This is a genomic window from Mycobacterium sp. HUMS_12744610, from assembly GCF_041206865.1.
Lineage (GTDB): Bacteria > Actinomycetota > Actinomycetes > Mycobacteriales > Mycobacteriaceae > Mycobacterium > Mycobacterium servetii.
Genome location: NZ_JBGEDP010000001.1, coordinates 2,286,564 through 2,299,944 on the forward strand (window position 1 = coordinate 2,286,564; position 13,381 = coordinate 2,299,944).

General features: G+C 69.3%; 15 protein-coding genes, 1 tRNA gene and 1 pseudogene. 15 read left to right on the forward strand and 2 right to left on the reverse strand.

Features of this window, described 5'->3' with window-relative positions:
* Positions 1 to 47 precede the first annotated feature (47 nt).
* From AB8998_RS11125 to AB8998_RS11175, 11 genes and pseudogenes are all read left to right on the forward strand, one after another.
* The gene (locus AB8998_RS11125) at positions 48 to 1,226 is read left to right on the forward strand and encodes a PPE family protein (protein WP_369741520.1); all 1,179 of its coding nucleotides are present in this window, start codon (positions 48 to 50) and stop codon (positions 1,224 to 1,226) included.
* Positions 1,227 to 1,311: 85 nt separating this feature from the next.
* A complete protein-coding gene (locus AB8998_RS11130; protein ID WP_369738029.1) occupies positions 1,312 to 1,566 on the forward strand; it encodes a WXG100 family type VII secretion target in 255 nt (84 codons plus the stop codon).
* 12 nt (positions 1,567 to 1,578) lie between these two features.
* Positions 1,579 to 2,424, forward strand: a pseudogene (locus tag AB8998_RS11135) (transposase); the annotation flags it as partial.
* The gene (locus AB8998_RS11140) at positions 2,421 to 3,032 is read left to right on the forward strand and encodes a transposase (RefSeq protein WP_369738030.1); all 612 of its coding nucleotides are present in this window, start codon (positions 2,421 to 2,423) and stop codon (positions 3,030 to 3,032) included. The pseudogene AB8998_RS11135 and the gene AB8998_RS11140, both read left to right, overlap by 4 nt.
* 26 nt (positions 3,033 to 3,058) lie before the next feature.
* Complete coding sequence (locus tag AB8998_RS11145; protein WP_066914022.1) at positions 3,059 to 3,343, forward strand: WXG100 family type VII secretion target; 285 nt, start codon at positions 3,059 to 3,061, stop codon at positions 3,341 to 3,343.
* A 242-nt stretch (positions 3,344 to 3,585) separates the two neighbouring features.
* The gene (locus tag AB8998_RS11150) at positions 3,586 to 4,794 is read left to right on the forward strand and encodes a PPE family protein (protein ID WP_369741521.1); all 1,209 of its coding nucleotides are present in this window, start codon (positions 3,586 to 3,588) and stop codon (positions 4,792 to 4,794) included.
* A gap of 87 nt (positions 4,795 to 4,881) precedes the next feature.
* Positions 4,882 to 5,178 (forward strand): WXG100 family type VII secretion target, encoded by a 297-nt coding sequence (locus AB8998_RS11155; RefSeq protein WP_369738032.1) that lies wholly within the window; start codon positions 4,882 to 4,884, stop codon positions 5,176 to 5,178.
* A gap of 28 nt (positions 5,179 to 5,206) precedes the next feature.
* Entirely contained in the window at positions 5,207 to 5,491 is a 285-nt protein-coding gene (locus tag AB8998_RS11160; protein WP_369738033.1) for a WXG100 family type VII secretion target, read from the forward strand.
* A gap of 241 nt (positions 5,492 to 5,732) precedes the next feature.
* Positions 5,733 to 6,065 carry a hypothetical protein gene (locus AB8998_RS11165; RefSeq protein WP_369738035.1) on the forward strand — a complete coding sequence of 111 codons (333 nt, stop codon included), beginning with the start codon at positions 5,733 to 5,735 and terminating at the stop codon, positions 6,063 to 6,065.
* Between the two features lie 121 nt (positions 6,066 to 6,186).
* Positions 6,187 to 6,483: a WXG100 family type VII secretion target gene (locus AB8998_RS11170; RefSeq protein WP_369738037.1), complete on the forward strand. Its 297-nt coding sequence runs from the start codon at positions 6,187 to 6,189 to the stop codon at positions 6,481 to 6,483.
* Positions 6,484 to 6,517: 34 nt separating this feature from the next.
* The gene (locus tag AB8998_RS11175; protein WP_066914022.1) at positions 6,518 to 6,802 is read left to right on the forward strand and encodes a WXG100 family type VII secretion target; all 285 of its coding nucleotides are present in this window, start codon (positions 6,518 to 6,520) and stop codon (positions 6,800 to 6,802) included.
* A gap of 128 nt (positions 6,803 to 6,930) precedes the next feature.
* Here the strand turns inward: AB8998_RS11175 and AB8998_RS11180 are convergent, their stop codons facing one another.
* Positions 6,931 to 8,931 carry a TPM domain-containing protein gene (locus AB8998_RS11180; protein ID WP_369738039.1) on the reverse strand — a complete coding sequence of 667 codons (2,001 nt, stop codon included), beginning with the start codon at positions 8,929 to 8,931 and terminating at the stop codon, positions 6,931 to 6,933.
* 82 nt (positions 8,932 to 9,013) lie between these two features.
* Here AB8998_RS11180 and AB8998_RS11185 point away from each other — a divergent pair, with 82 nt between their 5' ends.
* Genes AB8998_RS11185 through dnaG form a run of 3 tightly spaced genes read left to right on the forward strand, consistent with a single transcriptional unit; the run spans position 9,014 to position 12,931 of the window.
* Positions 9,014 to 10,279 (forward strand): deoxyguanosinetriphosphate triphosphohydrolase, encoded by a 1,266-nt coding sequence (locus tag AB8998_RS11185; protein ID WP_369738041.1) that lies wholly within the window; start codon positions 9,014 to 9,016, stop codon positions 10,277 to 10,279.
* Between the two features lie 39 nt (positions 10,280 to 10,318).
* A complete protein-coding gene (gene sodC / locus AB8998_RS11190; RefSeq protein WP_369738042.1) occupies positions 10,319 to 10,936 on the forward strand; it encodes a superoxide dismutase[Cu-Zn] in 618 nt (205 codons plus the stop codon).
* Positions 10,937 to 10,978: 42 nt separating this feature from the next.
* On the forward strand, positions 10,979 to 12,931 hold the full coding sequence (gene dnaG / locus AB8998_RS11195) for a DNA primase (protein ID WP_369738043.1): 1,953 nt from the start codon (positions 10,979 to 10,981) through the stop codon (positions 12,929 to 12,931).
* On the opposite strand, the gene AB8998_RS11200 is transcribed toward dnaG, so the two are convergent.
* Positions 12,906 to 13,172, reverse strand: coding sequence for a hypothetical protein (locus AB8998_RS11200; RefSeq protein WP_369738044.1), 267 nt, complete (start codon positions 13,170 to 13,172; stop codon positions 12,906 to 12,908). The genes dnaG and AB8998_RS11200 overlap by 26 nt on opposite strands.
* 127 nt (positions 13,173 to 13,299) lie before the next feature.
* Between AB8998_RS11200 and AB8998_RS11205 the strand changes: the two genes are divergently transcribed.
* Positions 13,300 to 13,372: transfer RNA gene (locus AB8998_RS11205), tRNA-Asn, on the forward strand.
* Positions 13,373 to 13,381: the final 9 nt, after the last annotated feature.

Consider the following 13,381-nt stretch of genomic DNA (forward strand, 5'->3'; position numbering starts at 1 on the left):
GCCTGCATCTGACAGGTGCACTCCCATCCTGGATAACCGAGCCTCGAATACTCCGATTATCCTTACTGGCGTTTCCGTGGTTGCCGCCGGAGATCAACTCGGCAATGATGTTTTCCGGAGCGGGGTCTGGGCCCCTGTTCACGGCCGCGGCGGCTTGGGGCGGCTTGGCCTCGGAGCTGTCGGGTGCGGCGTCGTCGTTCCAGTCGGTGGTTTCTGGGCTGACTGGCGGGGGCTGGCTGGGTCCCGCGTCGGTCTCGATGGCCGCGGCGGCGGCACCGTATGTGGGGTGGCTGAGCGCCGCCGCGGGCCAGGCCGAAGCGGCGGCCGCTCAGGCGGCGGCCTCCGCTACGGCTTACGAGACGGCGCGGTCGGCGACGGTGGCTCCGGCGGCGGTGGCCGCGAATCGGGCACAGCTCACGGCGCTGGTTGCGACGAACTTCCTGGGGCAGAACACGCCCGCAATCTTTGAGACCGAGTTCCAGTACGTGGAGATGTGGGCGCAGGACGTGGCCGCCATGTTCGGCTACCACGGCGCGGCGACCGCGGCGGCGGCATCGTTGCCGGCGTTCGCCCTGCCGCCGCTGAGTTTCGCGGGCCTCGGGAGCTTGCTGTCGACGCCGATCGCGGCGTTGGCGTCGTCGGCGGGCGCCGCATTGCTGGCCCCGGTGGAGGCGGCGATGGCGCCCGCGGTGACGTCGGTGACGGCGGTGGCGTCCCAGTTGCCGCTTCAGTCGATCATGCAGATGGCCCCGATGGCGATGTATCCGGCGAGCATGATGATGTCGCCGCTGATGATGGCGTTGCAGGCCGGGATGCACCCGGCTGCCGGTCTGGCCAGTGCGACCACACCGCTGGCGGACGCACCCAAGTTCGTCGGCGACGTGGCCCCCAAGGGCCTGGGCGGCGGCGCGGGGGCGGATGGCCTGGGCGCGGCGTCGGCGGGGCTGGGCAAGGCCCGGCTGGTGGGGGCGATGTCGGTGCCCCCGACGTGGCAGGGGTCGTCGCCGGCCCGCATGGTCAGCGCCGCGATGTCGGGTGTGGGCGCAGTGCCCGTCGGTGCGGTCGGCGGGCCCACCGGGGGAGGCGGCATGCCGTTCATGCCGATGCCGATGGGTGGCATGGGCGCCGCCGGCGGGATGCCCGGCGGGATGTTCGGACGCGGCGGGGCCAGTCCCAATGCGGCGCAGGCGCGGCCCAGCGTGATTCCGCGAGTCGGGATCGGATAGGGGTGCAGGTCGGAATTGGTTTAGCTGCCGCATAAAGGGTGTGGCAGTACGTGACAGGAATCGAATATGTGAAAGGAGCTGAGTGATGGCCACTCGGTTTATGACGGATCCGCATGCGATGCGGGCGATGGCGGGTCGTTTTGAGGTGCACGCGCAGACGGTGGAGGACGAGGCTCGCAAGATGTGGGCGTCGTCGATGAACATCGCCGGTGCGGGCTGGAGCGGCCAGGCCCAGGCGACGTCCTACGACACCATGGGTCAGATGAATCAGGCGTTCCGCAACATCGTGAACATGCTGCATGGGGTGCGCGACGGGCTGGTCCGTGACGCGAACAACTAGAATGTCCGAGTTGAGGTCCGTGGCGACGACGTGGTCGGGCACGCCGGTAACGTGATACCCCGGTTGCTGGCCGACAATCTGGGTTTGACCAGCGGTTTGTCGTCGGTGCTGTCGCGCCCAGAAGTCACCCACGACCGAGGCGCGGTGTTGCGCGATGTGGCGGTATCGATCGCCGGCGGCGCGCAGAACCTGGCCGGCACCGCGGTGCTGCGCGATCAGCACCGGTTGTTTCAGGCGGTGGCGTCGGTTCCGACGATGTGGCGGTCCCTGGGCGAGATCGACGAGCAGAGCATCACCGAGGTCACGGCCGTGCGCAACAAGGTCCGCTCTCGGGTGTGGGAGGCGATCGAGGCCCGCCACGGTGCGATCCCGGCTTCGCAGACCTGCTATGGGGACCTCGGGGACACGATCGTGATCCGCATCGACGCGTCGCTGATTCAGTCGCACAGCGATAAGCAGCACGCCGCAGGCAATTTCAAAGGCGGGTTTGGCTTCCACCCGCTGTTGGCGTGGTGTGACAACACCGGCGAACTGCTGGCGGTGATCGCCCGTGCAGGCAACGCCGGCTCGAACACCGCGGCCGATCATATCGCGATCATCGACGCCGCGATCGCGGCGATCCCGGCCAAGTGGCGCCGCAAGTTGCTGGTCACCATCGACGGCGCGGGTTCAAGCCACGCCGTCGTCGAACACCTGGAGAAACTCAATGCCCGGCCGGGGATGTCAGTGGGCTACTCGGTCGGATTCGACCTCGATGAGCGGGTCCGGGTCGCGATCGGCCAGATGCCCGATGCGGATGGCAAGCCGCACTGGATGCCACCGGAGCGGCCCGTGACGACGCCCAGGTCGCCGAGTTGACCGGGCTGCTGCGCCACAGCACCGGAGGGGATCGGCTGGTCGGCTGGCCGGCCGGCATGCGCATCCTGGTGCGGCGCGAAGAAATCGAACACGGCACCCAGTTGTCATTGTTCGAGCAGCTGGCCGGCTACCGCTACCAGGTCCTCGCCACCTCGACTGCCGGTGGACAACCCCAGCGACTGGAAGCCCGCCACCGCGTCCACGCCCGGGTGGAGGGCTTCATCCGCACCGGCAAAGACACCGGCCTGGCCCGCTGGCCCTCACACTCGTTCGCCATCAACACCGCTTGGGTCACCGCCGTCGCGATCGCCATCGACCTGCTGTGCTGGATGCGACTGCTACTCCTGGACGGCCCTCCTGCGGATCCCCCAAACCTGGCCCTGGGCACAAGAATTCGCCGACGCCCTCAACAGGGTCCGCGCCATACCCTGACCCACAGGCCCCTATGCCCTCTCGACCCCAAGAAAGGAGTAACCACCCCCGGGATAAAGGACCCGGCGTCACCGCACGACACGCGGCGCCGCCGCCTACCCCCAGCCTCAAAACCTCGACAAAGCTGCCGCCCCGCAGACCGCCACAGCAGAACCCGGGCCACCGTGAAATTCTGAGGCTGATACTTCAAAGGAGATAAATAATGACCATTAACTACCAGTTTGGCGATGTTGATGCCCACGGTGCGCTGATCCGGGCGCAGGCCGCGTCGTTGGAGGCCGAGCACCAGGCGATTGTTCGCGATGTGCTGGCTGCCGGTGACTTCTGGGGCGGTTCGGGTTCGGTGGCCTGCCAGGAGTTCATCACGCAGTTGGGTCGTAACTTCCAGGTGATCTACGAGCAGGCCAACGCCCACGGGCAGAAGGTGCAGAGCGCCGGGTCCAACATGGCCAGCACCGACAGCGCCGTCGGCTCCAGCTGGGCCTGACCTTGTGTCGAGGGGTGTGGCCGCGCCCGCACCCCTCGACACACCGGGATACCGACCCGCGCAGGGCGACGAAAGCCCCACCCCCGGTACGAGTTTCCTGGTGGTGGTGACGTGTCTGAGGGTTTGGTAAAAGGTCGGGATTTTGATAGTGATGTCCCTTACTCTCTACCCGTGGTCTATGTTGGTTCTCGGGTTGCGAGTTTGTCGGTACGGTTCATGCGGCTAGCTGGGTGGGGGTTGTGATGTTTCCAACGTTTCCGTGGTTGCCGCCGGAGATCAACTCGGCGTTGATGTATACGGGTGCGGGCTCCGGGCCCCTGTTCACGGCCGCCTCGGCGTGGAACAGCCTGGCTGCGGATCTCGCGGGCGCGGCGTCGTCGTTCAACTCGGTGGTCACCGGGCTGTCCAACGGGGCATGGACGGGTCCGGCGTCGATGTCCATGGCCGCGGCGGCGGTACCCTACGTGAGCTGGCTGAACGCGGCGGCCAGCCAGGCCGAGGCGGCGGGCGCCCAGGCGGTGGCGGCCGCGACCGGTTTCGAGACCGCGCGGTCGCTGACCGTGCCGCCGGCGGCCGTGACGGCGAACCGGGTCCAGCTTGCGACCCTGGTGGCGACGAACTTCCTGGGGCAGAACACGCCCGCGATCTTCGCCACCGAGTTCGAGTACATGGAGATGTGGGCGCAGGACGTGGCCGCCATGTTCGGCTACCACGGCGCGGCGACCGCGGCGGCGGCCATGCTGCCGGCGTTCAACATGCCGCCGACCCTGCTGGCCGGCCTGTCCAGCCTGGGCGGGCTGCTGTCGGCCCCGCTGTCCGGAGTCTCCGGGCTGGGTACGACGGCGATGAGCGCTATCAGCGCGCCGGTGAACGCCGTGATGTCGACTGGAGTGCTTGCGCCGGTGACAGGTGCGTTCTCGGCGCTGGCGGCGAACCCGTCGTTGATGTCGGTGGCCGAGATGGGCATGTACCCGGCGAGCATGATGATGTCGCCGATCATGATGGCGGCCCAGGCCGGGATGCGCGGCGGAGCCGGGGCCGGGATGGCGGCGGGTTCCGGCGCAGCATTGGCGGACGCGCCCAAGTTCGTCGGCGACGTGGCCCCCAAGGGCCTGGGCGGCGCGGGGATGGGTGGCCTCGGTGCGGCGTCGGCCGGGCTGGGCAAGGCCCGGTTGGTCGGAGCGATGTCGGTGCCCCCGACGTGGCAGGGGTCGTCGCCGGCCCGGATGGTCAGCGCGGCGATGTCGGGTGTGGGCGCCGAGGTGCCGGCCGGTGGTGCCATGCCGGCCGGTCCCGGTGGCGGCGGCATGCCCATGATGCCGATGCCGATGGGCGGCATGGGTGGCGCCGCGGGCGGCATGCCCGGCGGCATGCTGGGACGCGGCGGGGCTAGCCCGAACCACGTGGTCCAGTCCCGGCCGAGCGTCGTCCCGCGCACCGGGGTCGGATAAACCGAAGAGTTGGGCCTGCCGTGGCGCGCCCGGAGGTGTGGCGCGGTGCGGGCGTGAGTGAGCTGTTGACGTGAGAGGAACGGTGTGATGGCTACACGTTTTATGACTGACCCGCATGCGATGCGGGCGATGGCGGGTCGTTTTGAGGTGCACGCGCAGACGGTGGAGGACGAGGCTCGCAAGATGTGGGCGTCGTCGATGAACATCGCCGGTGCGGGCTGGAGCGGTCAGGCCCAGGCGACGTCCTACGACACGATGGGTCAGATGAATCAGGCGTTCCGCAACATCGTGAACATGCTGCATGGGGTGCGTGACGGGCTGGTCCGTGACGCGAACAACTACGAGCAGCAAGAGCAGGCTTCGCAGCAGATCCTGGGCAGCTAGGGCTTGCGGGTGTCAGGAGAGTAGAGCGATGTCGATTAACTACCAGTTCGGCGATGTTGATGCCCACGGTGCGCTGATCCGGGCGCAGGCCGCGTCGTTGGAGGCCGAGCACCAGGCGATTGTTCGCGATGTGCTGGCTGCCGGTGACTTCTGGGGCGGTTCGGGTTCGGTGGCCTGCCAGGAGTTCATCACGCAGTTGGGTCGTAACTTCCAGGTGATCTACGAGCAGGCCAACGCCCACGGGCAGAAGGTGCAGAGCGCCGGGTCCAACATGGCCAGCACCGACAGCGCCGTCGGCTCCAGCTGGGCCTGACCATGGGCCACAGGGCGCGGGCAACACCTCGGCAGCGGGGTGTTGCCCGCGCCTTTGGCCTGTTCAGGGCGCCCGCGCCAAATCACGCGCGACGGTGCGAAGACGGGTTCGTATCCGTCTCCGCGAGCGAAATCCGCCAATCCCGGACATTGTCCCGAGAATTGACTTACGATTCTCGCAAAACTCGGTGGCGGATCGCCGCCGAGTCCAATAGTTACGAACGGCTCTGAAAGGGGGCACCGTGCTTCTGCCTCTGGGTTCGCCCTTGCCGGACGATTCGGTGTCGGCGAAGCGGGGCGAGTCGGGCATGCTCGGCGGCTTGTCGGTTCCGCTCAACTGGGGTGTGGCCGTTCCGCCGGATGACTACGACCATTGGGCACCGTCGGAGCCGGAGGAGGGCGTCACCGCCCCCGTTAAGCCGGTCGAAGAGCCGGTGCCCGGTGCGATCACCACCGAAACGACTGACGAATGGGACGAATGGGCCCAATGGAGTGAATGGCAGGGCGAAGCCGAACCGCGCTTCGACGTACCACGGACCAGCGGCGTGATACCGCGTTCCCCGGCGGCCGGCTAACCGAAGGGGAATGAAGACGTTGGTGTTTCACCGCTGATCGGCGGATCACCGCTAGCCGCCGACAACAACAAAGCTGAATGACGAGTTCAAGTAACCAAACCCAGTAAGGAGACAAGGCAACATGCCAACACGTTTTATGACTGACCCGCATGCGATGCGGGCGATGGCGGGTCGTTTTGAGGTGCACGCGCAGACGGTGGAGGACGAGGCTCGCAAGATGTGGGCGTCGTCGATGAACATCGCCGGTGCGGGCTGGAGCGGCCAGGCCCAGGCGACGTCCTACGACACCATGGGTCAGATGAATCAGGCGTTCCGCAACATCGTGAACATGCTGCATGGGGTGCGCGACGGGCTGGTCCGTGACGCGAACAACTACGAGCAGCAAGAGCAGGCTTCCCAGCAGATCCTGGGCAGCTAGCCCTCGATCCCTGATACTTCAAAGGAGATAAATAATGACCATTAACTACCAGTTTGGCGATGTTGATGCCCACGGTGCGCTGATCCGGGCGCAGGCCGCGTCGTTGGAGGCCGAGCACCAGGCGATTGTTCGCGATGTGCTGGCTGCCGGTGACTTCTGGGGCGGTTCGGGTTCGGTGGCCTGCCAGGAGTTCATCACGCAGTTGGGTCGTAACTTCCAGGTGATCTACGAGCAGGCCAACGCCCACGGGCAGAAGGTGCAGAGCGCCGGGTCCAACATGGCCAGCACCGACAGCGCCGTCGGCTCCAGCTGGGCCTGAGTTAGCCAACGGTTCGGGGCGGGCGCGCCCGCCCCGACCACTGCTTCACCGCCGCCCCCGCGCTCCCAGAGCGCGGGGGCGGTGTGTTTCCCGCTCGCGTTTTCGGGTCGAGGCCGGGCCACGACGGCCTAGAATCGGCCGCCACCGCCCATGAAGTCGCCGTCGGACGAGTCGCCCCCGGAGCCCCAGGACGAGGCGGGCGCGCCGCCGAACGACGTGGGGCTCCAGCCGCCGAAGCCGCCACGCATGCCTCCGCTGAGCAGGTCCCCGATGATGATCCCGCCCAGCATGGCGCCCATGTCGCTGCCGCCGCGACCGGTGTAGGCATGCTGAGCCGATTGCACGTCGGCGTTGGCCAGGGCCTGCGCGTTGGCGGCCAGCGTCGACGCGGCGTTGGCGTCCGCGATCGCCGCGGACGGGTTGGCCGTGCCCTTGTCGCGCGCTGCCTGCAGGTGCCGTTTGGCTTCGGCCAGCCGGGTGCGGGCTTCGGGCCCGATGCTGCCCCGACGGGTGTCCACGTAGTCCGACACCGCGCGCACCCTCGCCTCCGCGGTGAACATCGCCTGCTCGAGCGAGCGGGCGAGCCGTTGGGCGTTGGCCCGCTCTTCGGCCACGGTGTCCAGGAGTGCGTTGAGGTCGGCGTCGGCCTTGGACAGCCGGGCGAAGGCGCCCAGCGGGTCCGCCGAGCCGGCGCCGCGGGCGTTGTCGAGGGCCTCGGTCGCCGCGTCACGTGCGGCCACCAGGGCACCGGTGTGAGGCGATCTAGCGCTCTGGGCTTTCTGTAGTTGCTCGCCGGCGCGCTGGATGCTCGCCTGGATGTCGGCGATGGAAGACGGCAGCTCGTCGATCGCGTGTCGGATGTCGTTGGCGGCGCTGTCCACCGCGTCGAGCAGGGCGCGGGCCTGCCCGAGCGCCGACTCGGCGGCACGGACCGCGTCCACCAGAGCGGTCTGCTGCCCGCTGACCGCCCGGGCGGCCGATTCGCGGGCCGCGCCGATGTTGTGGTCGGCGAACGCCAGCCGCTCCTTGGCCGCCCCGACATTGCCCGACACCGAAGTCAGTGCCGCGGGGTCGAATTCGTTGTGCAGCTCGGCCAGCCGCTGTTCGGCCGGAGCGACGCGGGCGGTGAGTTCGACGTAGCGCTGTGTCAGCCCGTCCAGCCGCGAGGGCGCGTTGATCACCAGGTCGCGCAGCTTCTCGAATTCTTCGCTTTGCGATCCGAGTTCGCGGTCGGCGCGCGCCGCCGCCACGATGACCCGGGTGAGCAGCTCGCGGCGCTGCTCCGGTGTCTCCGGCGTGGCGTCGTCGAGCTGTTGGCGCACAGTGAACGCCTGAGACAGCGCCGCTTTGGCGTTGTCCACCGCCCGGGTGAAGGGTTCGGTCCGTTCGGCGCCGAATTCCTCGATCGCCAGGGCCAGTTCGTTGGAGCTGGTGCGCAGCGCGTTGTCGACGTCGACCACCATCGAGCGGGACAGGTCGTCGAGGGCCTCGAGCGGGACCGCGGCCAGCGCGCCTACGTCGGTCGGGTCCACCCGCCGGGCCGCGGCCAACTCCGCGGCGCGGCGGCGCCGGCGGCGGACCCGCATGACGATCAGCAGGATCGCCACGGCGCCGGCGATGACGGCCAGCCCCACCAGCAGGATCACCGGCCCCGACGACGTCGAGTTCGCGTCGAGCCCGTCGGCCGCCGCGACGGCGGCGCCGCTCCAGTCGTTGCCGTGCAGCGCGGGTTCGATCTTGTCGCGCCGCAGGGCGTCGACCTGCTTCGCGTCGACGCTCTTGATGGCGGAGGGCACCAGGAAGGCATAGGCCCGGCTGCTGGTCGCCACGGCCAGCAGGGCGTCGTGGTCGCCCAGGTCGCTGAGGCGGTAGGTGCGCCGCCCCCAGTCCGACGCGTCCTGCCCGGAGAAATCGTCGACGTAGACCACCCACAGCCGGACCCGGCGAGCGGAGTAGAGCTTGTCGATGGCCGAGGTCACCGCGGCGCGACCCGACGCCGACAGCGCTCCCGCTTCGTCGGTGACGTAGCCCGCCAGACGTTGCGGTGGTTGCGCGGTGGCCGGGGGGGCCAGCAGTAACCCGGCGGCGAGGATCGTCAGGATCGCGCCGAGCGCGCGAACGGAGCGCATACGTCAATGTAGCCCGGGCTCGAGCACGAGTGCCCGGGCAAAGGCGGGCCCGCCCGGGGGTTGCCTGGCAGACTGTGCCTCGGTGATCACGAATCAGCACGACCCCTACGACGACTTCGACCGTCAGCGGCGGGTACCCGAAGCGCCGAAGACGGCGGGTCTGCCCGGGACGGAAGGCCAGCACCGTACCGACTTCGCCCGGGACCGGGCGCGCGTGCTGCACAGCGCCGCGCTGCGCCGGCTGGCCGACAAGACGCAGGTCGTCGGGCCTCGCGAGGGCGACACTCCGCGCACCCGGCTGACGCACTCCCTGGAAGTGGCCCAGATCGGGCGGGGGATGGCCGTCGGACTGGGCTGCGACCTCGAGCTGGTCGAATTGGCCGGCCTCGCCCACGACATCGGCCATCCGCCCTACGGCCACAACGGCGAACGCGCGCTCGACGGGCTGGCCGCCGCCTACGGCGGTTTCGAGGGCAACGCCCAGAATTTCCGGATACTTACCAGGCTGGAGCCCAAAGTGCTTGATGCCCAAGGTGATAGCGCGGGGCTGAATCTGACCCGGGCGGCGTTGGATGCGGTGACGAAATATCCATGGGCGCGGGCCACGGGGCGGCGCAAGTACGGCTTCTACGACGAGGACCGCGAGTTGGCGGACTGGGTGCGCGCCCGCTCACCCGCGGACCGGGTGTGCCTGGAAGCCCAGGTCATGGACTGGGCCGACGACGTCGCCTATTCTGTGCACGACGTCGAGGACGGCGTCGTGTCCCAGCGCATCGACCTGCGTGTGCTCGCCGACGACGAGGACGCCGCCGCGCTGGCGAAACTGGGCGAGAGCGAATTCTCGCGGGTGAGCGCCGACGATTTCTTGGCTGCCGCCCACAGGCTGTCGGGGCTTCCGGTCGTCGCCGCGGTCGGCAAATACGACGCCACGCTTTCGGCCGCGGTCGCCCTCAAGCGGTTGACCAGCGAGCTGGTGGGCCGGTTCGCCTCGGCCGCGATCGCGACCACGAGGGCGGCCGCGGGACCGGGGCCGCTGGTGCGCTACCAGGCCGACCTGCAGGTGCCCGACGTGGTGCGCGCCGAGGTCGCCCTGCTGAAGATCCTGGCACTGCAGTTCATCATGTCCGACCCGCGGCACCTGGACGCCCAGGCGCGGCAGCGCGAACGCATCCAGCGGGTGGCGCACTGGTTGCATTCCGCGGCGCCGCGCACCCTCGATCCGATGTTCGCCGCCGCGTTCACCGCCGCCGCCGACGACCGCGCCCGTTTCCGCGTCGTCATCGACCAGATCGCGTCCTACACCGAGGGACGACTGGAGCGCATCGACACCGGTCAGGTCCGTTCTTAGCGGCCGGCGGCGGCGTCGCCGCGGGCTAGGCTGCCCATCATGATGAAACCCGGCGGCATCGCCTCGCTCCTACTGTCGATTCCCGTTGTGGTCCTCAGCGCCTGCAGCCCGGGTCAGAATCCGAGTTCGCAGCCGGGCACCGTCCCTCCCGTCAAGGGCGCCCCGTTGGCGTCGCCGCCGGTGGCGACCAGCCCGGCAGCCAGCGCCGGATCGCTGACGGCGCAACTGAAGACACCCGACCGCCGGTCGGTGGCCACGGCGACGTTCGATTTCACCGGGGGCGCCGGGGGGTATGTCACCGTCACGGTCAGGACGACTTCGCCGGGCATCCTCGCGCCCGGTTTCCACGGCATGCACGTGCACCAGATCGGCAAGTGCGAACCCGACTCGGTGGCCCCCGGCGGTGGCCCGCCCGGCAACTTCCTGTCCGCCGGCGGGCACTTCCAGGCGCCCGGGCACACCGGCAAACCCGCCAGCGGCGACCTGACGTCGCTCGAGGTGCGCCGGGACGGCTCGGCCTACCTGGTGACCACGACCGACGCGTTCACCCGCGAGGACCTGCTGGCGGGCGACAGGACCGCGTTGATGCTGCACGGTGCCGACGACGGCGACCAGGCGATGCAGCGGGTCGCATGCGGTGTGATCGGCTCGGGCTAGTTGTCCGCCTCGGCGCCGCGGACCGGGCCTTAAACTAGCCGAATGTCCAGTCCGGCGGGTTCGACGAATGCGGGCCGGCCCAGGGGGCGGGGCCGCATTCCCGACCGCGATATCGCCGCCATCCGCGAGCGGGTCCGCATCGAGGAGGTCGTCGGCGACTACGTCCAGCTGCGCAACGCGGGCGCGGACTCGCTGAAAGGACTGTGCCCCTTCCACGACGAGAAGTCTCCGTCGTTTCACGTTCGGCCCAATCACGGCCACTTCCACTGCTTCGGCTGCGGCGAAGGCGGCGACGTGTATGCGTTCGTCCAGAAGATCGAGCACGTCAGCTTCGTGGAGGCCGTCGAACTGCTCGCCGACCGCGTCGGCTTCACGATCGCCTACACGGGCCCGGCCACCAGCGTGCAGCGCGACCGCGGCACCCGCAGCAGGCTCGTCGGCGCCAACGCGGCCGCCGCGGAGTTCTATGCGGCGGCGCTGGAGTCCGACGAGGCGGCGCCGGCGCGCCGCTACCTGACCGAGCGCAACTTCGACGCCGAGGCGGCCCGCCGGTTCGGCTGCGGGTTCGCCCCCTCCGGCTGGGATTCGCTGACAAAGCACTTGCAGCGCAAGGGTTTCGACTTCAAAGAGCTGGAGGCCGCGGGTCTGTCGCGGGAGGGCCGGCGCGGCCCGATGGACCGTTTCCACCGCCGGCTGCTGTGGCCCATCCGCACCTCGGCCGGCGAGGTGATCGGTTTCGGCGCCCGCCGGATCTTCGACGACGACCCGATGGAGGCCAAGTACATCAACACTCCCGAGACGCTGCTGTACAAAAAGTCGTCGGCGTTGTTCGGCATCGACCTGGCCAAGCGCGACATCGCCAAGGGGCACCAGGCCGTCGTTGTCGAGGGCTACACCGATGTCATGGCGATGCACCTGTCGGGGGTGACCACCGCCGTGGCGTCGTGCGGCACCGCGTTCGGCGACGAGCACCTGGGGATGCTGCGCCGGCTGATGATGGACGACAGCTTCTTCCGCGGCGAGCTGATCTACGTCTTCGACGGCGACGCGGCCGGCCGGGCCGCCGCGATCAAGGCCTTCGACGGCGAACAGAACCTGGCGGGCCAGTCGTTCGTCGCGGTGGCCCCCAACGGCATGGATCCCTGCGACCTGCGGCTGCAGTCCGGGGACGGCGCCCTGCGCGACCTGGTGGCACGGCGCACCCCGCTGTTCGAGTTCGCGATCCGCACCGCGCTCGCCGAGACGGACCTCGACAACGCCGAGGGCAGGGTCGCCGCGCTGCGCCGCTGCGTGCCGATGGTGGCCCAGATCAAGGACCCCACGCTGCGCGACGAGTACGCCCGCCAGCTCGCCGGCTGGGTCGGCTGGGACGACGTCGCGCAGGTGATCGACCGGGTCCGGCGTCAGGCCAAGCAGCCCAAGGCCCCGGCCCGCGGTGCCCGGCAGGGTCCCGCCGCCGCAACCGCGGCCGCGGCCGAGCCCAGAGAAGCGGGAGCCGCCCGCCCCGACCCGCGCGATCCCGGCCTGTGGCCCCAGCGCGAGGCGCTCAAGTCCGCGCTGCAGTACCCGGCGCTGGCCGGCCCGGTGTTCGACACCCTGACCGTCGAGAGCTTCACCCACCCCGGCTACGCGGCGGTCCGCGCGGCCATCGAGGCGGCCGGCGGCACCTCGACCGGCGTCACCGGGGCGGAATGGATCGACATGGTGCGTCAGAAGACCACGTCGGCCCTGACCGCGGGCCTGATCAGCGAGCTGGGTGTGGAGGCCGTCCAGGTCGACGAGGAGAAGCTGCCGCGCTACATCGCCGGGGTGCTGGCCCGCCTGCAGGCGGTCTGGATGGGCAGGCAGATCGCCGACGTGAAATCCCGGCTGCAGCGCATGTCACCCATCGAACAGAGCGACGAGTACCACGCCCTGTTCGGCGACCTCGTCGCGCTGGAGGCCTACCGGCGCAGCTTGCTGGAACAGGCTAGCGGCGACGATCCGACGGAGTGAGGGCTCCGTCATCGGGCCGCTCGATGACGGCGGTCTCGGCGTCGATCGCGGCCAGCGTCACGAACCCGGTGTCGGGTGAGATGCGGTTGGCCACCTTGCGCCGTCCGCCCTCGATCATCGATCTGACCACGGGACTGCCGGTCAGCGCGCGATACGTGCCGGTGATCTGTTCGTAGCGACGGCGCCCGGCCTTCGTGCCCAGCACGTAACCCAGGCCGAGTACCACGGCATACCGGATCAAAGCGTTCCTCCCGACGACGTACGGACGCCTCCATCCTGCCTCACCCGGCGGGGTGCCCGCGCGGCCGATCCGCCTCCCTCTAGTTGGGTGACGGCGGGCCAGTACGCTAGAGTCGTCCCGCGGTCAATCCCCTGTAGCTCAATTGGCAGAGCATTCGGCTGTTAACCGAAGGGTTGGTGGTTCGAGTCCACCCGGGGGAGCAAACGCTC

What these genes read in the sequence shown, in the direction of transcription:
- AB8998_RS11180 (WP_369738039.1), bottom strand. Translation starts at nt 8,931, where the DNA reads ATGCGCTCCGTTCGCGCGCTCGGCGCGATCCTGACGATCCTCGCCGCC.
- sodC (WP_369738042.1), top strand. Translation starts at nt 10,319, where the DNA reads ATGATGAAACCCGGCGGCATCGCCTCGCTCCTACTGTCGATTCCCGTT.
- AB8998_RS11175 (WP_066914022.1), top strand. Translation starts at nt 6,518, where the DNA reads ATGACCATTAACTACCAGTTTGGCGATGTTGATGCCCACGGTGCGCTG.
- AB8998_RS11170 (WP_369738037.1), top strand. Translation starts at nt 6,187, where the DNA reads ATGCCAACACGTTTTATGACTGACCCGCATGCGATGCGGGCGATGGCG.
- AB8998_RS11130 (WP_369738029.1), top strand. Translation starts at nt 1,312, where the DNA reads ATGGCCACTCGGTTTATGACGGATCCGCATGCGATGCGGGCGATGGCG.
- AB8998_RS11155 (WP_369738032.1), top strand. Translation starts at nt 4,882, where the DNA reads ATGGCTACACGTTTTATGACTGACCCGCATGCGATGCGGGCGATGGCG.
- AB8998_RS11160 (WP_369738033.1), top strand. Translation starts at nt 5,207, where the DNA reads ATGTCGATTAACTACCAGTTCGGCGATGTTGATGCCCACGGTGCGCTG.
- AB8998_RS11145 (WP_066914022.1), top strand. Translation starts at nt 3,059, where the DNA reads ATGACCATTAACTACCAGTTTGGCGATGTTGATGCCCACGGTGCGCTG.
- AB8998_RS11150 (WP_369741521.1), top strand. Translation starts at nt 3,586, where the DNA reads ATGTTTCCAACGTTTCCGTGGTTGCCGCCGGAGATCAACTCGGCGTTG.
- dnaG (WP_369738043.1), top strand. Translation starts at nt 10,979, where the DNA reads ATGTCCAGTCCGGCGGGTTCGACGAATGCGGGCCGGCCCAGGGGGCGG.